This is a genomic window from Filifactor alocis ATCC 35896 (assembly GCF_000163895.2).
Classification (GTDB): domain Bacteria; phylum Bacillota; class Clostridia; order Peptostreptococcales; family Filifactoraceae; genus Filifactor; species Filifactor alocis.
Window position 1 is genome coordinate 15,321 of sequence record NC_016630.1, and the last position, 20,286, is coordinate 35,606.

At 37.6% G+C, this 20,286-nt stretch carries 17 protein-coding genes and 1 riboswitch; all 17 genes read left to right on the top strand.

What is annotated here, in order from left to right:
• The first annotated feature begins 79 nt into the window (after positions 1–79).
• The 17 genes from HMPREF0389_RS00045 (at position 80) to HMPREF0389_RS00130 (ending at position 20,269) form a co-directional block, all read left to right on the top strand.
• Positions 80–733: a hypothetical protein gene (locus HMPREF0389_RS00045; RefSeq protein ID WP_014261691.1), complete on the top strand. Its 654-nt coding sequence runs from the start codon at positions 80–82 to the stop codon at positions 731–733.
• 751 nt (positions 734–1,484) lie between these two features.
• A complete protein-coding gene (gene yaaA, locus HMPREF0389_RS00055) occupies positions 1,485–1,697 on the top strand; it encodes a S4 domain-containing protein YaaA (protein ID WP_014261692.1) in 213 nt (70 codons plus the stop codon).
• A gap of 7 nt (positions 1,698–1,704) precedes the next feature.
• The gene (gene recF / locus HMPREF0389_RS00060; RefSeq protein WP_014261693.1) at positions 1,705–2,772 is read left to right on the top strand and encodes a DNA replication/repair protein RecF; all 1,068 of its coding nucleotides are present in this window, start codon (positions 1,705–1,707) and stop codon (positions 2,770–2,772) included.
• Positions 2,773–2,783: 11 nt separating this feature from the next.
• Entirely contained in the window at positions 2,784–4,700 is a 1,917-nt protein-coding gene (gene gyrB / locus HMPREF0389_RS00065) for a DNA topoisomerase (ATP-hydrolyzing) subunit B (RefSeq protein WP_014261694.1), read from the top strand.
• Positions 4,701–4,714: 14 nt separating this feature from the next.
• Positions 4,715–7,153, top strand: a complete 2,439-nt coding sequence (gene gyrA, locus HMPREF0389_RS00070; protein ID WP_014261695.1) for a DNA gyrase subunit A — start codon at positions 4,715–4,717, stop codon at positions 7,151–7,153.
• A gap of 179 nt (positions 7,154–7,332) precedes the next feature.
• The gene (locus tag HMPREF0389_RS00075) at positions 7,333–7,614 is read left to right on the top strand and encodes a YtxH domain-containing protein (protein ID WP_014261696.1); all 282 of its coding nucleotides are present in this window, start codon (positions 7,333–7,335) and stop codon (positions 7,612–7,614) included.
• Positions 7,615–7,696: 82 nt separating this feature from the next.
• Positions 7,697–7,954, top strand: coding sequence for a DUF948 domain-containing protein (locus HMPREF0389_RS00080; RefSeq protein ID WP_014261697.1), 258 nt, complete (start codon positions 7,697–7,699; stop codon positions 7,952–7,954).
• Between the two features lie 23 nt (positions 7,955–7,977).
• Positions 7,978–8,301 carry an STAS domain-containing protein gene (locus HMPREF0389_RS00085; RefSeq protein WP_014261698.1) on the top strand — a complete coding sequence of 108 codons (324 nt, stop codon included), beginning with the start codon at positions 7,978–7,980 and terminating at the stop codon, positions 8,299–8,301.
• A gap of 21 nt (positions 8,302–8,322) precedes the next feature.
• Positions 8,323–8,748, top strand: coding sequence for an ATP-binding protein (locus HMPREF0389_RS00090; protein WP_014261699.1), 426 nt, complete (start codon positions 8,323–8,325; stop codon positions 8,746–8,748).
• On the top strand, positions 8,749–9,570 hold the full coding sequence (locus HMPREF0389_RS00095) for a SigB/SigF/SigG family RNA polymerase sigma factor (protein ID WP_014261700.1): 822 nt from the start codon (positions 8,749–8,751) through the stop codon (positions 9,568–9,570).
• A gap of 410 nt (positions 9,571–9,980) precedes the next feature.
• Positions 9,981–10,724, top strand: a complete 744-nt coding sequence (locus HMPREF0389_RS00100; protein ID WP_014261701.1) for a hydrolase — start codon at positions 9,981–9,983, stop codon at positions 10,722–10,724.
• Positions 10,725–11,166: 442 nt separating this feature from the next.
• Positions 11,167–11,925, top strand: coding sequence for an N-acetylmuramoyl-L-alanine amidase family protein (locus HMPREF0389_RS00105; protein WP_207635078.1), 759 nt, complete (start codon positions 11,167–11,169; stop codon positions 11,923–11,925).
• Positions 11,926–11,938: 13 nt separating this feature from the next.
• A complete protein-coding gene (locus HMPREF0389_RS00110; RefSeq protein ID WP_041250721.1) occupies positions 11,939–12,673 on the top strand; it encodes a SagB/ThcOx family dehydrogenase in 735 nt (244 codons plus the stop codon).
• 485 nt (positions 12,674–13,158) lie between these two features.
• Positions 13,159–14,880: a proline--tRNA ligase gene (locus tag HMPREF0389_RS00115; RefSeq protein WP_041250722.1), complete on the top strand. Its 1,722-nt coding sequence runs from the start codon at positions 13,159–13,161 to the stop codon at positions 14,878–14,880.
• A 340-nt stretch (positions 14,881–15,220) separates the two neighbouring features.
• Entirely contained in the window at positions 15,221–16,111 is an 891-nt protein-coding gene (locus HMPREF0389_RS00120) for a bifunctional 5,10-methylenetetrahydrofolate dehydrogenase/5,10-methenyltetrahydrofolate cyclohydrolase (protein ID WP_014261705.1), read from the top strand.
• 545 nt (positions 16,112–16,656) lie between these two features.
• A riboswitch (THF riboswitch) is annotated at positions 16,657–16,752 on the top strand.
• A gap of 44 nt (positions 16,753–16,796) precedes the next feature.
• Positions 16,797–17,321 carry a folate family ECF transporter S component gene (locus tag HMPREF0389_RS00125; RefSeq protein WP_041250884.1) on the top strand — a complete coding sequence of 175 codons (525 nt, stop codon included), beginning with the start codon at positions 16,797–16,799 and terminating at the stop codon, positions 17,319–17,321.
• Between the two features lie 359 nt (positions 17,322–17,680).
• Entirely contained in the window at positions 17,681–20,269 is a 2,589-nt protein-coding gene (locus HMPREF0389_RS00130; RefSeq protein ID WP_014261707.1) for a CRISPR-associated helicase/endonuclease Cas3, read from the top strand.
• Positions 20,270–20,286 lie beyond the last annotated feature (17 nt).

The following is a 20,286-nucleotide window of genomic DNA, read 5'->3' on the forward strand; positions in this document are numbered from 1 at the left end:
CACCAAAAACATAAGTTAAGAGAGTTTTATGTTAAGCAAGTTGGTATATTGATATTGTAATGAAACTAAGGAGGTTTTTATGAATACTACATGGAAAAGAAAAAGTTTGTCGGCAGTTCTAATTGTTACATTATTGTTCTCGTTTATTTCTCCTCATCAAGTTTTGGCAACAGATATAACAACGAGTATGACAACTATGTACAATGGTGAGAGAGTAGAAATAACAGCGATAGATAGTCAAACAATATCTATTAAATCTAATTCTGAAAACGGAACAATCAAAATTTTGAATGATAACTATGCTACCAGAGAAATATCAATCAATAGCAGTAAAGAAGGTTCTTTTAAATTAATTTACGATAAAATAAACGGGACAATCTATTCAACCAAAACAGGGAAAACGATAGCCGTTCCTTATAGTTCTCCCTATGTTGGTCAAAGAAAAACTGTTCGTATCTCCTATAAAGAAATTAAAGATGAAGTAGAAAATGCTGGATCTGCAATAGCTATTGCCGCTGTTATTGCACTTTATTTTAGTGGAGGTACTGTTGAATTGCTACAAACGATTGCTACTCTTTTAGGTGGTATTATAGGAATCAATCACTTTGTAGCAGAAGGCGACCCTAATCATGGCATAAAAATTACTTGCATATATAAAGAGTGGAAGGTTACAAAAGGCGGACAAAAATATACATTGCGTGATTGGAAAGTAGAAAAATTCGGTACCTATTAGATAAGAAAGTAAATATTATGAAAAAACAAAGAAAAAATTTAATAAATGTAGAGGTGTTTTGTATGGTGTTGATGCAAACTTACGACATTCCACATCACCTTCGTGTTTTAAAATGGATAAATAGTATTCCAAAGCCTTTTATGATCCTATTTGTAATACTATCTGTTCCAATTTATGTCTATGGTATCTACACTTTTATCAAACAGAAAAATAAACGGAATTTGATATTCTCAATTCTTTTATTTTTGATATTTATGGCTCATGCTGTTGATTTTTTCTACCATCTTTTGTAAAAATAAGACAATATCATCCTATTGATTTGGGAAGATGACAATCAAAAAACAATTCTATTACGAATTGAAATGAAATATAATTTATCAAAAAGAACAGGTGTATCTCATCTGTTCTTTTTTGTAATCATACGAATGATTGGTTCAAGGAAAAATAAAAATAAGATAAAAAAAGTGTCAAATTTTTAATTTTATATTTTGTGAATATAAAAATATAGTAATTATGACAAGTTAGTAAATACATAGCAAATTTGTATTATTTTATAAAATATGATATAATTACGCTGTAAAAAATAGAAAATAAGCCTAAATAAATCTATCATTTTGATGGAGTACGGAAAAGTTATTTCTTATGTCATTGTTTATTTGATGAGAGGAATCCGTTTCTATCAAAAGTTCAGTTCAAAGCGTATTTTGTATGATATTGTGAAACGAAACGGAAAACAGAAGAGGAACAACGAATGAAAGAACAAAGAATTAAAATTGATACTGAATTTATCAAATTGGATCAGTTGCTGAAATTATCGAATCAAGTTTCTACCGGAGGAGAAGCGAAAGTTTGTATTTTATCAGAAGAAGTTAAGGTAAACGGTGAGATTGAAACTCGTCGCGGAAAAAAGATTCGTTCAGGCGACAAGGTGGAAATAAACGGAGAATTGATTGTTGTAGAGTAGGGTTTGTATGAAGATTCATCAACTGACATTAAAAAATTTCAGAAATTACGAACAGTTGGAACTGCTTTTCAAAGAAGGTGCCAATGTTTTTGTGGGACAAAACGGACAGGGAAAGACGAATGTATTGGAAGCAATTTCTCTCTTTTCGGTCGGGCGTTCCTTTCGTACGGTAAGAGATTTGGATATGGTTGCATTTGGACAGGACGCTGCAACGGTATCTGCAATAGTTGAAAATCTTCACGGACGGTACACGATTGATATGAAACTTGGAAAATCAATCAAAAAAGCTGTCAAAATAAACTCTGTTCCGATTGAAAAGTTACAAGATTTGTTTGGCGTATTGAATATCGTCGTGTTTTCTCCTGATGACTTGAAATTGGTCAAAGACGGACCGAAGGAGAGAAGGCTGTTTTTGGATCGTGAAATCTCACAACTAAAGCCACGATATTATCGGATTCTGTCGGAATATTACAAGGTGTTGAATCAAAGAAATACTTTGTTGAAACAGGAAGTTGACGAGGTGTTGCTTGAGATTTATACACAGCAGATTGCAAAGTCCGGATTTCAGATTCATAAGATGAGAGAGGAATTTATTGAGCATATAAGAGAGTTTGCACAGGAGATTCATTCCAAAATTTCTTCTAAAAAAGAAGTGCTTGAAATTGAGTATGAACCGAATGTGTATGCAATATCGGAAGAAGAATACTTCCGTTATTTGATGGATGGAAAAGAACACGATTTTATTCGAAAACACTCTACAAGAGGAATTCATAAAGATGATGTAGCACTTGTCATCAACGAGATGGATATTCGTCATTTCGGTTCGCAAGGACAAAAGAGAAGTGCTGCTATTTCTCTGAAATTATCTGAAATTCAGATGATTTATCAAGATACAGGGGAGTATCCGATTGTGCTGTTGGATGATATTTTCAGCGAATTGGATTACTCCAGACAACGGATGTTGTTGGATTATGTGACAAATACTCAAGTGTTTGTGACAACTGCGGAAAAATTTTTGGATAACGGCAAAATTTATGCTGTAGAAAACGGTAAGATTAGTGTTGAGGAAGGGTAGGAGGCAACGAGATGTCTGAAACAGAAAATAAGAATGTTCAGTATGGAGCTGATCAGATTCAAGTGTTGGAAGGCTTGGAACCGGTTCGTAAGCGTCCCGGAATGTATATCGGTTCTACCGGTGCAAAAGGATTACACCATTTGGTGTACGAGGTTGTAGACAATGCAATTGATGAGGCTCTTGCAGGGTTTTGTAAGACGATTTATGTAGCAATTGAAGAAGGAAATGCGATTCGTGTCATTGATGACGGAAGAGGGATTCCGACAGAGGTGCATCCGAAAACAGGAAAATCTACCGTAGAAACCGTATTGACCGTATTGCATGCGGGCGGTAAGTTCGGAACGGGAGGATATAAAGTTTCCGGTGGACTTCACGGAGTCGGGGTCTCTGTTGTAAACGCACTTTCCACTTTTTTTAGAGTGACCGTAAAAAGAGGCGGCAAAATCTATGTTCAGGAGTTCAGCAAAGGAATTTCCGAAACGGAGTTGCAAGAAGTCGGTGTGACGGAAGAAACAGGAACAATGGTTGAATTTCAACCGGATGCGGAAATTTTCGACGAGTTGGAATATCGCTATGAAACTTTGGAATACCGATTGCGTGAGCTTGCTTTTCTAAACAAAGGAATTTCTATTGTATTAGAAGATAAGAGAGCCGGACAGGAGCAGAAAAAAGAGTTCTCTTATCTTGGAGGACTCAAGGAATTTGTTGTTTTTTTGAACAAAAATAAGACTCCGCTGCACAAAGATGTGATTCATTTTGAAAAACAGATTGATGAATATTATTTGGAAATAGCAATTCAATATACAGATGCTTATATCGAGAATATCTATTCTTTTGCGAATAATATCAACACCATAGAAGGCGGAATGCATTTGATTGGGTTTAAGACCGCTTTGACGCGTACCATCAATGATTATTTAAAAAAATCCAACAAAAATAAAGAAGAGTCTCTGTCGGGAGAAGATGTTAGAGAAGGTTTGACGGCAATTATCTCTATCAAATTGCCGGAACCGCAGTATGAAGGACAGACTAAAACAAAACTTGGGAATCCGCAAGTTCGTTCTGTAGTAGATTCGTTCTTGGCAGAATATTTCGGAGCCTATTTGGAAGAAAACCCTCAAGTTGCCAAAATTATTATTGAAAAGGCAATGAATGCAAGAAGTGCAAGAGAGGCGGCAAAAAGAGCGAGAGATTTAACCAGAAGAAAGGGAGTATTGGATTCCACTTCCCTTCCGGGTAAGCTGGCAGACTGTAGTGAAAGAGATCCGGCGTTGTCTGAGATTTATATTGTCGAAGGGGATTCTGCGGGAGGTTCCGCAAAACAGGGACGAGATAGAAAAACACAGGCAATTTTACCGCTTCGAGGTAAGATATTAAATGTTGAAAAATCAAGATTGGATCGTATTTTGACGTCAGAAGAAATTAAAAATATGATTACTGCATTCGGTTGTTCCATCGGAGAAGAATTTGATGAATCCAAACTTCGTTATCACAAAATTGTCATTATGACCGATGCCGATGTCGACGGGGCGCATATTCGTACGCTACTTCTTACATTCATGTTCCGTTATATGAAGCCGTTGATTGAAAACGGATATGTCTATATTGCACAACCGCCGTTGTTCAAGATACATCGCGGAAAAAAAGAGGTTTATGCCTATAACGAAAAGGAACTTCCTGCTATTTTGCAAGAGTTTGGAGAAGGACATAAACCGGGTATTCAACGATATAAAGGTCTTGGAGAAATGAATCCGGAACAACTTTGGGAAACAACGATGAATCCCGATACACGCACCTTGCTTAGAGTAACGGTAGAGGATTTTTCGGGAGCGGACGATACTTTCTCCATGTTGATGGGAGATAAGGTAGAACCGAGAAGAGAATTTATTCATAACAATGCGCAGTATGTGAAGAATTTGGATATTTAGAAAGGAGGGTTATGATGAGTCAAGAAGAGATGAGAGATAAGATTATTGAGGTAGATTTGAAGCATGAAATGGAGCAATCCTATATTGAATATGCGATGAGTGTTATCGTCGGTCGCGCACTTCCTGATGTAAGAGACGGTTTGAAACCTGTTCACAGAAGAATTCTATACAGTATGGGACAAAATAATTTGACACCGGATAAACCTTACCGAAAATCCGCTACCATTGTAGGGGATGTACTGGGAAAATACCATCCGCACGGAGATACGGCGGTATATGATGCCTTGGTTAAGATGGCACAGGATTTTTCGATGAGATATCCTTTGGTAGACGGACACGGAAACTTCGGTTCGATTGACGGAGACAGTGCGGCTGCGATGCGTTATACCGAATCGAGAATGGAAAAATTGTCGATGGAAATGCTTCGTGATTTAAACAAAGAGACCGTCGATATGGTTCCGAACTATGATGAAAATGAGTGGGAACCGAGTGTTTTGCCGGCACGATATCCGAATTTGTTAGTCAACGGTTCCAACGGGATTGCAGTAGGGATGGCAACTTCCATTCCTCCTCACAATCTGGGAGAAGTTATCGATGCGGTGGTAGAGTTGATTGACAATGAAGATGCGACCTTGGAAGACATCCTGAAACACATCAAGGGACCGGATTTTCCGACAGGAGCTCACATTATGGGAAATTCTTCCATGTTGCAAGCATATCGAACAGGAAGAGGAAAAGTTGTTCAACGAGCAAAAACTTCCTTTGAAGAAATGTCAGGCGGAAAAACGAGAATTGTCGTGACGGAAATTCCATATCAGGTGAATAAGGCACGATTGGTGGAAAAAATTGCAGAGTTGATGAAAGACAAGAGAATTGACGGAATCACCCATATCGGAGATGAAAGTAACCGAAAAGGAATGCGAATTGTCATTGAATTGAGAAGAGATGTGAATCCTGATATTGTATTGAATCAGCTGTTTAAGTTTTCTCCGTTGCAACAGGTGTTTTCCATCATTATGCTGGCATTGGTCAACAACATTCCGAAAGTGCTGACATTGGAGCAGATGTTGCGATTGTATCTCAAACATCAGGAAGAAGTTGTCACAAGAAGAACACAGTTTGATTTGAAAAAAGCACAGGATAGAATTCATTTGGTAGAAGGCTTGTTGAAGGCGATTGACCATATTGATGAAGTCATTGCGATTATCCGTTCTTCCTATTCCGATGCGATGGAACGATTGATGGAACGCTTTGATTTTTCCGAGATTCAGGCAAAAGCTATTTTGGATATGCAGTTGAGAAGATTGCAAGGTTTGGAAAAAGAAAAATTGGAAGACGAACAAAAAGACTTGCAACAAAAAATAGACTATTATCAGGAAATCTTGTCAGATCGTTCACTGCTTCTTTCCATCATCAAAGAAGAAATTTTGGAAATCAAGGCGAAATACGGCAACGAAAGAAGAACGACATTCTTGGCGTCCTATGAAGATATTGATATCAAAGACATGATACCTGATGATGAGGTAACGGTTACTTTGACACATTTGGGATATATCAAAAGAGTTGGAATCGATACCTATAAGACACAGAAGAGAGGCGGAAAAGGGATTGCATCCATGTCTACCAGAGATGAAGATTTTGTGGACAAACTGCTTTTGACAAGCAACCATAGCAAAGTGATTTTCTTTACCAATATGGGAAGAATTTATCGTTTGAATACCTATGAAATTCCGGAAAGTTCCAGAACGGCAAAGGGAACCAATATTGTAAATATCTTGCCTTTGGAAGACGGAGAAAAAGTCAATACCATGCTTTCGATTCGTGAAGAACAGGCATCATCCGGATTTGTGGTAATGTGTACTCGCAAAGGAATTATGAAAAAGACACCGTTGGAAGAATTCCAACGAAGCAACCGAAACGGTTTGATTGCAATTTCACTCAAAGAAGACGACGAGCTGATCGGTGTGGAACTGACAGACGGAAATTGCAACATTATCTGTGTTGCCCGTAACGGAAAAGCAATCATGTTCGATGAGAGCGATATCAGAAGTATGGGACGTACTGCACAGGGAGTTCGCGCAATGAACTTGGAAGAAGGAGACGAAATCGTTTCTATGATGATTGCAGATCCCGAAAAAGATGTGTTGATTATTTCAGAGCGGGGATACGGAAAGAGAACACCGATTGCGGAATACAACCTTCAAACAAGAGGAGGAAAAGGTTCCCGAACCTATAAGATTACTGAAAAGACAGGGCGATTGGTAGGCGGAAAAGTGGTATCCAACGATGATGAAATTATGATTGTCAATATAGACGGAACCTTGATTCGTATGGAAGTCAAAGGCATTTCCGTACTGAGTCGTGTTACCAGCGGAGTTCGTCTGATGAAGACGGCAGAAAATCAGGATATTGCTTCGTTTGAAAAAATCGAAATCAGTGAAGAAGAGGAATAAGTGTCCGATTGATAAGCCTGCTGTGCAAATAGCGGAAAAAGGAAGGACTTCCTTTCATAGACAGAGTTTTGTGTCGTTAAATAGGATTGATGAAAAAATATTAAAAAAATGATTGAAAAGTATTTTTGTGGGTACTATTCAAGTATGATTATATTTAAAATACGGAACGGAGGGCAATTATGTTTACCAGAAGAAGAGAATCACACTTATTGCAAACGGTAGGAGCAACTGTAATCGGTATGAGTGCAGGAGTTATACTTGGAATGTTAATTGCACCGAAACAAGGAAAAGAAATCAGGGCATGCATTACCGATAAGACAAGAGGATTGGTGGACGGCGCAAAAGACTTGGGAAAAAATTTGAAAGAAGCAATTCAAGCGGATGATGAAGAAATCTTCTATTATGATGATGACGATAAGCTTGTTTTTTCGAAGAATTTTATGGAAAAGGAAGAGGAATAAATAAGTGAAAGAAAAAGCTCTCATTACAAAATAGAATGTTTGATGAGAGTTTTTCCCTTTACATAAGTAAGGAGGATTCTGTATGTGGGAAATAGGAGTTTTATTAGCCGGGATAGGATTTTTAATTTTATGCATTTTCGGAGCGGTAACGCTTAGGGATTTTGGATATGCAGCAAAAAGAATAAGTCATATTCTGGATGAAAATGAAAAAAGCATTAAGGAAATTACAGATTCTGTAGCAGACATTACAGATTCTGTGGACAATGTTTTTACAACATCCGAAAAAGTAATCAAAGCATTGACAACATTCGGTGCAATTAGGAGCGTTAAGAAAAAATAAAAAGAGGGAGAGGTTGATTTGATATGTCAGTTATCGTTGAAAAAAAATACAGTGAAGAGAACAATCAAACCGAGATGGTTGTATCAGGTGAAATAGATATCTATGGTTCCGAGAAGTTCAGAGAAGAGATTCAAGCCTTGGTAAAGCAATATCCGGATAAAGATTTATCCATTGATATGACCAATTTGGACTATATTGATTCGACAGGTTTGGGAGTTTTGATCGGTGCGCTGAAAGTGTTGAAAGCCAATCAAAAGAAAATTTCACTACACGGTTTGAAACCGAGTGTATATAAGGTATTTACGATTACAAGTTTGACGCAACTTTTTGAGGTAAAGGAAGCATAATATAGAAAGGCGGAGTTTTCATTGGTTCAAGATAAAATAATAAAAAAAGACTGTATTACAATGGATTTGCCTACAAATCCGGAATATGTTTCAGTGGCGAGGCTAACCGTTTCTGCTATCTCTAATACAATCGGATTCAATGTAGAAGAAATAGAAGATATCAAAATCGCTCTTTCCGAAGCATGTGCAAATGCGATTCGCCATTCTCAAAAAGATACATTCTCTTTACATTTTGAGGTGGAAGACGGGAAGTTGACCATTCAAGTGAGCGATCAGGGAGTCGGATTTGATGCAAAAGAAGTAAAAGAGCCGGTCGTAGAAGAAATGAAAGAGAGCGGACTGGGATTCTTCATTATCGAAAGTTTGATGGATGAAGTAAAAATTGACAGTGAGGTAGGAAAAGGAACAAAGATTCGGATGTCAAAATTTTTGGAGGATAATAAATAAATGAATAAGGAAAATGGAAAGAGCAATAAAAAAACTGCACAATCTTTTGCTGAAAATCCTAAATTCCTTGGAAAAACTGAAAAAGAATTATTCCTTTTGTACAATGAAGACAAACAAAACAGAGAACTTAGAAATGAATTGATTCAAAAAAATCTCTATATTGCAGAAATTTTATCCAAAAAATATCTGAATAAAGGGATAGAGTATGATGATATTTTTCAAGTGGCATCCTTAGGTCTTATTTTGGCAATCGAACGATATGATGTTACAAAAGGGTTCAAATTTTCTAGTTTTGCAACTCCAACCATCATTGGAGAAATCAAAAAATACTTTCGTGATAAAGGGTGGTCGATTCGTGTTCCGAGAAAAATTCAGGAACTGTCTAAAAAAGTAACTCAGGCAAGAGAATATCTACAAAACGAAAAAGGTGCCATTCCTGAAGTGAAAGATATTGCAGAATATCTGGAGATTTCGGAAGAAGAAGTGATGGAAGTGATGGAAGCATCACAGGTGTATCACTTAAAATCTCTCGATGTTACCTATGAAAACGGTGGAGAAGACAAGGAAGTATCTCTGATTGATGTATTGGGAGATGAGGATAAAAGCTTTTCCGAAATTGAAAACAGAGATTTTTTTGAGAAAATGTTCCAAAAATTGGATGATGTGGAACGAGAGATTATCATAGGTCGTTTTTTTAAGCAAAAAACACAGATGAAAATAGCGGAAGAATTGAATATTTCTCAAATGACTGTTTCGAGAATCGAAAAGAAAGTGCTTTCTAAAATCAAAAAAGAATATGAAAGAACGATGAGTGAAGGATAAGAAAAAACAGAACTTGTCTGTCGATATCACCGCTTGCCGGAATCAGAATGAGTATCGTGAAAAAAGATGAATTGTAAGGATTTGAAAAACTTTTGTAAAAGGTTTGTTGTCGTCGAATCCTACAAGCTTTTGATTCGGTAAAAAATTGTATCCGATTAGATATCAAAACAAGTCAGGGAATCGAAAGATGCAAGAGCGTGCGTTGTTCAAAATGGGATGCACTCAAATTGAGAATAAGAGATTACGTCAGGATGTCTGCAAAGTCATTCTGAAAGATAACAATTAGGAATATATTGTAAAAAATTTTTAATAAAAAAATTCCAAGAAAAATAATACTGTGTTACAATGAAAGAAGAGCGTAGTATTTGTGTTGGACATGATATCATAGCGGTAAGGAAGAGGGGGTTCATATGGCGGATTACGAAAATAAAGAAAAAAATTTAGATGAATACAAAGGCAATGTTATTCATAAATTAGAAAAAAGAGACAAAAAATATACTCCCGTGATTGAATCTAAGTTGAAAAAAAGAATTGTTGAGATGCCATCTGCAGTTTATTCAGCCAGTGGAATCAATATTTTTGGGAAAAGAATCAAATCTTTACTTTTTTCGACTGACTTATCAATTATCAAAAACAACAATGCAGACGGAATTATTGCAGTATATCCGTTTACTCCTCAGATATCAATCAGTCATGCCATTATTTCCGCTTCAGCCACACCGGTGTTTTGCGGTGTTGGAGGAGGAGTGACCTCAGGACAGCGCTCGATTGATATTGCGATGAGCTGTGAATTGAACGGAGCCTATGGTGTGGTATTGAATGCACCGGCAACCAACGCACTATTGATGGAAATGAGAAAAAGATTGGATATTCCGATTGTTGTGACGATTATTTCGGAAAAAGAAGACTTTGAGAAACGAATCAAGTCGGGAGCTGCAATTTTTAATGTATCGGGTGGTGTAAACACAGCGAAAATTGTTCGAAAAATAAGAGAAAATCACCCTTATTTCCCAATTATTGCAACAGGAGGAAATACAGAAGAAAGCATTTTGGAAACCATTGAGGCGGGAGCAAATGTCATTTCTTATACTCCACCTTCCACAGCAGAGATCTTCGCACAGATTATGAAGAATTACAGAGATACCATGTACTAAAAAAGAGGTAGCAACGAAATGAGGATGGCAGATTGCGTAATATCCTTCGGTTGCTACCTCTGTTTGTGTGCAGAACAAACGGTAAACGTTTGTATGCTAATGCGGTTATTTGTTTGAATTACCCTTATCTGATCATATCGAACGGATATCCATAACTTTATTCTCTCAGAATGCAGGGGGGAGCATGTTCTTTCACTCCAAGAAAGTTGAGATGGAGGAACGGTTTTTCAAATTTGAAGTTATGACAATGTATTAGGTTTTAGCATCATACCGAAACCCGATTACATTTCCGTAAATTTGAAACAGTTCTCTTTAGCCTTGTCATCACAGAAACAAGTAGAATCAGAGAAACAAAGTCATTGAACTGCGAAAGGAAACTTAATATTACGGCTGGGGGCAAGTGAAACGGATAATGGTATAAGAAAGTAAGAAAGGAAAAAATATGAAGAAGAGTAAGATGAAATCAGGATTGCTTTTGATACTTGCAACGATACTGTTTGTACAAGTGTTTGTAGTGGACTACAGTTTGGCAAAACCGAAAAAGCAGACGAAAACAGAGGAATTAAAAGGGATGGTAATCGGGCTTGATCCGGGACATCAAAAGAAAGGCGACAACAAAAAAGAACCGGTTTCTCCAAACTCCAAGAGGATGAAACCGAAGGTATCTTCCGGAACGGCAGGGGTTGTTACAAAAGTCTCCGAATATGAATTGAATCTTGCGGTAGCGAAGAAAATGAAAGCAAAACTGGAATCAATGGGTGCAACCGTTGTGATGTCAAGAGAGACGCATGATGTGAATATCAGCAATATTGAGCGTGCAAAACTCATGAACGATGCAGAGTGTGATATTGTGATCAGAATTCATGCAGACGGTTCGGATAAGAGCAGTGTAAACGGATATTCCATTTTGATTCCATCCGGAAAAGATACCACATCCATTCAAAAAAAGAGCAAGAGTTTTGCGACCTTGCTTGATAACAGTATGAAAAATCAGGTCAAAGGAATTCGTTCCAGAGGACTTGTGGAACGCTCCGACTTGACAGGATTCAACTGGTCCACCGTTCCGGTTATTCTACTGGAAATGGGATTTATGAGCAATCCGAGTGACGATAAAACAATGCAAACCAAAGAATATCAGGAACAGTTGATACAATCCCTTGCAAATGCTTGTATCCAATATCAAAAGGCGAACAAGAAATAAGGTGCATGATATGATGGATTATACAGAACATCGAAACATGATGAAATCAACCTTTCATATCCCAAAAGAAGAAAGGTCGGATAAGAGAAACGGAATTAAAGAACCTGAGCTTGTCAAACGAATTGCTGATGTGAAAGAGAAGATAGTTCTTCCATTTGATGGGCTCAAGCATTTGTCTGAAAAAAATTTGTGGGAGATTTCAGAGTCTCGAAAAAGTCGAAGAGTCTATACGGAAGAAAACCTCTCTTTGTCAGAACTTTCCTATCTTTTGGCACTGACACAAAAAATAGGGGAGAGAGGGGAGCATTTTCGCGTTGTTCCGTCCGGCGGTTCCCGTCATGCATACGAAACCTATCTTGCCATTCAGAGAGTAGACGGGTTGAAACAGGGGATTTATCATTATCATTCGAAAGAACATGCGTTGGAACTGGTGGAAGAGATTGACAACTTACAGGAACCACTTTTGAAAGTTGCGGAACGACAAGTCTTTTTGGCAAAGGGAGCTGTTGTTTTCTTTTGGACATGCATCCCTTATCGGGGAGAGTGGAGATATATGGAAGACTCGCACAAATCCATGCTTTTGGATGCGGGGCACATCGGACAGGCACTGTATCTGGCGGTAGAGGCAATCGACCTTGGAGTCTGTACTGTTGCCGGCTATCATCAGGAAGAGGCGGATGCTTTGGTTGGTGTGGACGGAACAGAGGAGTATACGGTATATCTGGCATCTGTCGGAAAATGTAAGTAATTTCAATCGCTGATTAAAATTAAAAGCAGAATCTGTTTTTTTTGATGCCATTCGCGTGTTTCTTTGTCATAAGCTACAGGAGTCTATCGTTTAAGAAAGTGTTTCGTATTAAAAGTAAAAGGAAACGGATTCGAGGGATGGAATGGACAGTTATCACATGGGTTGATAGCGAAAAATTTGAGCTGACAGTCAAAAGTATAAAACAAAACCAACAGTGCATTCTGATACGCAGGAGATAACTCATTCTATGAATTTATTCGGATATAAGTACACTTTGTATCGAAAGAGAGAAGAAACAGTTTGAAGTATTGAAAGCATTTGAAATAAGTGATAAAATTTAACGGTATATCGTTTTTATAGTACAATGAGCAAATTTGGGAACAAAAAACGAAAGTTTCATGAAATAAGTCTTACAAATGTTGAAATTTGCTTATTTTATAGAAGGTGGACATTACGCCCACAACAACGGAAAAGGGGAATTTTTTATGAAAATGTCAAGAATGTATTTGCCTACATTGAGGGAAGTACCATCTGATGCTGAAGTAATCAGCCATCAATTGCTTCTTCGTGCGGGCTTGATTCGAAAATTGGTATCAGGCGTGTATTCTTATCTTCCACTTGGAAAAAGAGTACTTGCAAAGATTGAGCGTGTCATTCGAGAAGAAATGGATGCTGCAAACAGTCAGGAAGTGTTGATGTCTGCGATTCAACCGTCCGAATTGTGGAAAGAATCCGGTCGTTGGGAAAATTTCGGGCCTGAGATGTTCCGTCTGTACGATCGTAACGAAAGAGAGTTTTGTCTTGGACCGACACATGAGGAAATCTTCACTTCTTTGGTAAGAGATGAGCTTAAGTCTTACAAACAGTTACCGCTCAGTTTGTACCAAATTCAAACAAAATATCGTGATGAAAAAAGACCGAGATTCGGTGTGATTCGTGCAAGAGAATTCATTATGAAAGATGCCTACACATTTGACAGAGATCCCGATGGCATGAAACAGTCTTACCAAGAAATGTGGGAGGCCTATACCAAAATTTTTGACCGTCTGCACATGAAATATCGTGTAGTAGAGGGAGATTCCGGTGCAATGGGAGGTTCCGATTCTCACGAATTTACCGCAATGGCAGAATCCGGAGAAAGCACGGTCATGTATGCGGAAGGTTGCGACTATGCGGCAACTGATGAAAAAGCGGAATGTATTTTTGAACTTCCTGTACAGGATACAGAGAAAAAAGAACTCGAAAAAGTTTCTACTCCAAATGTCGGAACGATTGAAGACTTGGAGAACTTCTTTCAAGTTTCCGCAGATCGTTTTGCCAAAACATTACTCCTTACAGTAAAGGGAGAGCCGATTGCAGTCATGATTCCGGGACACAGAGAACTGAATTTGATTAAATTGCTCAAGGTTGTTGACGCAGCGGAACATGAAATAGAAATGGCGGAAGAAGAAACGGTAAAAGAGATTACAGGAGCTCGTGTAGGGTTTGCAGGTCCGATCGGTTTGAAAAAAGACATTCCTCTATACATTGATAAGAGAGTAACAGAAATGACCAATATCATTGTCGGAGCGAACGAATCCGACTTCCACTATAAAAATGCAAACTATGGAAAAGATTTTGAAGGAACCGTTGTGGATGATTTGATTTTGACACAGGAAGGGGATATTTGTCCTCAAGACAGAAGGTTGAGATTGAAATCAGACCGCGGAATTGAAGTAGGAAATATCTTCCAACTCGGAACAAAATACAGCGACAGCTTGAATTTGACTTATTTAGATCAAGACGGAAAGAGCAAAAAAGTTTGGATGGGCTCTCATGGAATCGGTGTAAGCAGAACCATGGCAGCCATTATCGAACAAAATTATGACGAAAAAGGAATTATTTGGCCGTTGGTGGTTGCTCCGTACCATATTTTGATTACAGTAGTCAATGCGAAGAAAGAAGACCAAATGCAGTTGGGAGAACAACTGTATCAAGAGTACACCAAATTGGGATATGAAGTGTTGTTTGACGATAGAAACGAAAGAGCCGGAGTAAAGTTCAATGATGCGGATTTGATTGGAATTCCGATTAGAATCAATGTAGGAAGACGCGCGGAAGAAGGAATTGTAGAGTTTTCACTTCGCCGCGGAGGAGAAAAAGAAGAAATTCCGGTTTCGGAAATTGCACAAAAAGTGAAAGATGAATTTGCATATCAAGGATTATAAGATGGACATCTATCGTTATTGGGAAGTCTGTGCCAACCAACAGATGGACGAAAAAAAAGATAGGAAAACCGATTGTTCTTTGACAAAAGTAATAAATAAAAAGCCATGTAGTTGTGTTGTAGTACATGGTTTTCTTATATCGACTTTTTCGGTTGGAGCTTTATGACAGAAAATGGAAAGAACTTTTTGAAGAAACTACTTTATGACTTAAAAAAACTACTTTATCGACCTGTCTTTATGGAAGGAATCAAAATAGATGACAGGATTCATTTCATGACGGATAGTAAGTGAGATGATCGAGAACGACGAAAACGGACAACGGTAGGAAAAAGAAGTGTAGATGGTTGAATTGGAAAGGAGTGTTACCATGGTATTGGAAGAAAAATTATTGCTCGGAACAACTGTGGCAAAAGACAAGACAGAACAACTGAGAGAAAAAGTAGAGGAATTGCACAAACAAGGTATCAAACCGAAACTTGTGATGATGAGAGTAGGGGATAAGGCAGATGATTTGGCATATCAACGAAGCGCTTTGAGCAGAATGGAGAAAGTAAATATCTTATCGGAAGTTCAGGAATTTCCAAACGATGTAACAGAAGAAGTATTTTTGAGACAACTGGAAGAAAACAATCAAAATGATGAAGTGCACGGTATTTTAATTTTCCTTCCCCTTCCGAAACACTTGGACTTAAAAAAAGTAAAGGAGTGTATTTCTCCCGACAAAGATATTGACGCCATCAGCCCTATCAATATTGCAAGATTGATGAATGCAGAAGAATGTTTCGTGCCTTGTACCCCAAAAGCAGTGATGGAACTGTTGTCCTACTATAACATTCCGTTGCAAGGCAAACATGTTGTTGTCATCGGAAGATCCATGGTTATCGGCAAACCGGTGAGCATGTTGTTGTTGAACGAAAATGCAACCGTTACCATGACACATTCCAAAACAACAAACTTACAGGAACTGACAAAGCGTGCGGATATTATCGTATGTGCGCTTGGAAAATCAAAATTTTTGACAGAAGAGTATGTTTCCCCGCACAGTATCGTAATTGATGTAGGAATCAATGTAGATGAGACGGGAGCTTTGACAGGGGATGCGGACACAGAGCAAATTTTGCCGATTGTCAAGGCAATTACGCCCGTACCGAGAGGAGTCGGCTCCGTGACGACAGTCATGCTTGCAAAACAGGTGATAGAGAGCGCTGAAAGAGGACTGCAACAAAAGTAAGAGTCCGCGATTTCATCATATGGAAGTTGAAAATTACAAAAAGAAATAGTACAATAGAAGTCACAGTAATTACTGTGACTTTTTTGATAGCAATGCTGTCAGAAAAAACCAAGACAATTCAATATGGAAGTGCCTGAATCATTGTACTTTTGGAGATAAGAGAAAGCTATTTTCCATACTGTGATTTGTGATACTGATACGAAAACCGATGGTCAATATCCATTCAGTATGATGCAACATATCATAAGAACGATTATTCATAGAGTTTTTCATAGGTTTTTTGTATAACAACCTAATAAACTTGCCAAAACTTCAAATTTGAAAAATATCCCTGAATCTCTTCGTTCTAAAAATTTTTGAAACACGGATGAAATCGGTTAGGGCAAATAAGCAATTCAAATGACGATAGGATAACAAACACAGAAATTGCATTGCTATCGTTAAGCGATGTGAATTCTTCTATTTTGTTGATGGAATGATAGAAGAGGTATGTTGTATCGGAAATAGAGATGGAGGTTTCTTTTTGTCAAAAGAAAACAGAGAAAGGCAGAGTAGGAAAAGTGCGTTAAGTGCCATAGGATGGGATGTTGCCTATGGACGAAAAGAGAATTTTCTTGCGGTACTTTTTTGCATCCACTGTTTTTTTGTTTTGGAACAGATTGACAAAAAGAGAGGAGTTTTTGAAATGAAAAAAAGTAAATTTTCGACACAACAACTGGTAATGGGAGGATTGTTGCTTGCGCTTGCAGTCATTGTAAGTTACCAAAATATTTACCTTTATCCCCCGCACAGCGGAAGAATCACCCTTCGATTTATTCCGATTATCTATGGAGGAATTTTACTCGGACCTCAGGTAGGATTGTTGATGGGGGCACTACAAGATCCGTTGACTTATTTTTTGACACCGGGTTCTCCGGGAACCTATTTTCCGGGATTTATGCTAACCTCAATGTTGATGGGATTTTTTCCGGGATTCATCATTAAGTCAATCAGGGATGCAAAGATGTGGAATGTTACCCTTGTAGCTTTTGTGTCTTACATCATTACTATGGGATTGGACTCTTTGTGGTTGTCCATTTTGATGGGCAAAGCCTATCTATATTTCTTGACAACAAGAGCTATTCCGAATTTGGTACAGGTGGCAATTACAGTAGCCGTATTGATGGTGCTTGTAAAAAGAGTAAAAATCAAAGATTTTCGAAATGAATAAGAGTAGAACATAAATAGGAAAAACAAAAGTTTTGTCAAGTAGAACCGAGAAATTTTGATTGCAAATAAAGAACATCAAACAATAGCATCGTCTCTTTTTATTAGATACAAATGGTTAGATACAAAAAGGAACGAGTTATTGTTTGATGGAAATGAAGGATATCAGAAAAGAAATAGTTATGTTAGAAGAAAGACGATATATACTTAGATTTTTGACTTATCATAATGTGGTAAGCTCATAAAAATTCAGTTCAAACGGCATCTCTGTGGAGAGGGGATAAGGGCTGAACAGTTTTTTCTATTACCTGATATCGAAGAAGAGTTATTTAACCATTCATTTCAGAAACAGGAGGGTTTTCCATGCATAACAGCTCAAATTTGCTTGCTCACTATGATAGAGAAAATCAAAAAGAACAACTTTTAACAAATCATTTATTAAATACAGCAACCATCGCATCCGATATCGGAAAAGAAATCGGAATGGGAAATCTATGCTTTCTTTTGGGAGTACTTCATGATAGCGGAAAAGCTGATATACAATTTCAAACAATGTTGAAAAATATGCCTGGCAGCAAGAATATTAGAGTAATACACTCGACTGCGGGGGCATATTTTTTATTTGAAACAAAATACAACAGAAATCTTGAGGATAGGAAGGAATCCAAAAGTTACAATGAGTTTATTGAAGTTTGTATGTATGTGATAGAAGCGCATCATGGATTGTTTGATATCGTTGGAAAACGCGATGAAGATGGTTTCTCCGGTATGGATTATGTAAACAAAATTTTTGAAAGAGTGGAACATTATCAGGCGGACAGTAGGTATGACAAGGAGAAACTGAAACATTTTATTGACAATGAAGTAGCGTTGATTGTCAAAAGTGAATTGGGGTTTGATTCGATAGAAGAATTGATTGATTCTGCATTTCAGGAATATCATCACATCATGGAACAATTCACGAAAAATTATGTGCCCTTTGAGAGCGAAAGTGAAAAAAACAGAAAGAGGAATAAAAATCATAAACTGAAAGAACGAAGATTTTTTGATATGATGTTGGTTCGATTATTGTTGTCGATAATAAAAACAGCTGATGTGGAAGACACCATCAATGCGTATGACTTTTTGATACAGAGGAGAACAGAAGAAGAGATACGATGTTTGAAAAGACACTATATTGAGAGAATTGAAGGGGAATACAAAAAATATCATAGAAATAACAATGCTACGAAGCCTATCAACCAAATGAGAAATCAGATTGCAGATACTTTGTTGGTGAAAGGACAGCAGGATAATGCAGGAATCTATCGTTTAGAAGTTCCGACCGGTGCCGGAAAAACGAAGGCTGTATTGAGATACGCATTGCACCAAATGGACGACAAATCCAAGAACAGATTTGTTTATATTACAGCATTTTTGTCAGTTCTGGAACAAAATGCCGGAGAAATCAAAGCGGTGATAGGGGAAGATGGGGTGTTGGAACACCATTCCAATGTAGATTTGTTCCATGGAACAGATAAGTACAGTAAAGGGAGTTTCGATGAGAAAGAGGATATAGAATATGTTCAGAGGTCTTTTATCGTTGATTCATGGGACAGTCCGGTTGTTCTAACGACAATGGTTCAATTTTTTAGTACGCTGTTCAAGGGAAAATCTGCAAATTTAAGGCGGTTTTCATCTCTTATCAACAGTGTTATCGTCATTGATGAAGTTCAGTCACTACCGATTGAAGTAATGTATTTTTTTAATTTAACAATGAATTTTTTGAGAAATGTAATGAATTGTACCGTGGTACTTTGTACGGCAACGCAACCGATTTATGATGATAAGAGTATCAGACATAAACTCCAATATGGCAGCTTAAGCGAAGAAAACAAAAACGCCGATTTGGTTCTATTATCACAAGAAGATAGAAAATGCTTTGACAGGTATTCGGTGAAGAAGTTTAAGGATAGAACTGTTGACAGTTTGGAGAACAGCCATACTTCCATTGAAGAAGTTTCACAATTTGTGTTTGAAAACAGAGACAAATCAATCTTGATTGTAGTAAATACAAAAGCTGCCGCGGGTAGCATTGTTCGGAGTATAGATGCTTTGAACATACCTGAGAGTGATGTATACTACCTCACTACGAACCTCTGTCCGGCACATCGGAAGAACATCATATCAGAAATAAAAGAACGGCTCTCATTGGGCGACAAAATAATCTGTGTCAGTACACAGTTGATAGAGGCAGGAGTTGATGTTGATTTTGAACTTGTTATGAGATCCTATGCGGGTTTAGATTCGATTGTTCAGGTCGCAGGTCGGTGTAACAGAGAAGGAAAATTACCAAATGGCGGAGAAGTCATCTTGTTCAATCCGGATGAAGGCATTGAACATACCAAAAGAATTCTTGGAATTGCCGATAAAAAGAAAATTACGGAAGAGATTCTTGCACAAAGACATGGAGAAATACAGTTGGGCAGTTTGGTTGAAGAATTCTACACAAGTTATTATTTCAATGAGGCGGATAGTAGCAACAGAATGGAATATCGTCTAAAAAATGATGAATCTTCCCTATTCGATTTGTTCATAAAGGGTGGAGGAATTGTAAAGAGCGATATCAAAAATGAAACGGGGTCTTTGAGAGGACGACTAAGAGAGGTAGCAGATAAATTTCAGCTCATTTCAGATGATACGGAGGGTGTTTTTGTTTTTTATGAAGATGGGATTGAGGATTTGAATGATTTGTTAAGGATTGCGGAACAGAGGATGATTTCTTCACAAGATTGGTTGAAAATAAAACAGCTCATCAGAAAATTGCAACCCTACTCTATCAACATTTATCAGAGCAACAAGTTGAATGAATTTGTGGACAGCTATCTTAACGGATCCATCAAGGTATTACAAAATGATCACTACAATGAAAGATTCGGAGCAAGTGAAGAAATTGATTCTCTTATCATATAAAAATTGGGCTTACGCCC

Coding starts and splice junctions, on each gene's coding strand:
- HMPREF0389_RS00045 (WP_014261691.1), top strand. CDS start 80: ATGAATACTACATGGAAAAGAAAAAGTTTGTCGGCAGTTCTAATTGTT.
- yaaA (WP_014261692.1), top strand. CDS start 1,485: ATGAAAGAACAAAGAATTAAAATTGATACTGAATTTATCAAATTGGAT.
- recF (WP_014261693.1), top strand. CDS start 1,705: ATGAAGATTCATCAACTGACATTAAAAAATTTCAGAAATTACGAACAG.
- gyrB (WP_014261694.1), top strand. CDS start 2,784: ATGTCTGAAACAGAAAATAAGAATGTTCAGTATGGAGCTGATCAGATT.
- gyrA (WP_014261695.1), top strand. CDS start 4,715: ATGAGTCAAGAAGAGATGAGAGATAAGATTATTGAGGTAGATTTGAAG.
- HMPREF0389_RS00075 (WP_014261696.1), top strand. CDS start 7,333: ATGTTTACCAGAAGAAGAGAATCACACTTATTGCAAACGGTAGGAGCA.
- HMPREF0389_RS00080 (WP_014261697.1), top strand. CDS start 7,697: ATGTGGGAAATAGGAGTTTTATTAGCCGGGATAGGATTTTTAATTTTA.
- HMPREF0389_RS00085 (WP_014261698.1), top strand. CDS start 7,978: ATGTCAGTTATCGTTGAAAAAAAATACAGTGAAGAGAACAATCAAACC.
- HMPREF0389_RS00095 (WP_014261700.1), top strand. CDS start 8,749: ATGAATAAGGAAAATGGAAAGAGCAATAAAAAAACTGCACAATCTTTT.
- HMPREF0389_RS00100 (WP_014261701.1), top strand. CDS start 9,981: ATGGCGGATTACGAAAATAAAGAAAAAAATTTAGATGAATACAAAGGC.
- HMPREF0389_RS00105 (WP_207635078.1), top strand. CDS start 11,167: ATGAAGAAGAGTAAGATGAAATCAGGATTGCTTTTGATACTTGCAACG.
- HMPREF0389_RS00110 (WP_041250721.1), top strand. CDS start 11,939: ATGGATTATACAGAACATCGAAACATGATGAAATCAACCTTTCATATC.
- HMPREF0389_RS00115 (WP_041250722.1), top strand. CDS start 13,159: ATGAAAATGTCAAGAATGTATTTGCCTACATTGAGGGAAGTACCATCT.
- HMPREF0389_RS00120 (WP_014261705.1), top strand. CDS start 15,221: ATGGTTGAATTGGAAAGGAGTGTTACCATGGTATTGGAAGAAAAATTA.
- HMPREF0389_RS00125 (WP_041250884.1), top strand. CDS start 16,797: ATGAAAAAAAGTAAATTTTCGACACAACAACTGGTAATGGGAGGATTG.
- HMPREF0389_RS00130 (WP_014261707.1), top strand. CDS start 17,681: ATGCATAACAGCTCAAATTTGCTTGCTCACTATGATAGAGAAAATCAA.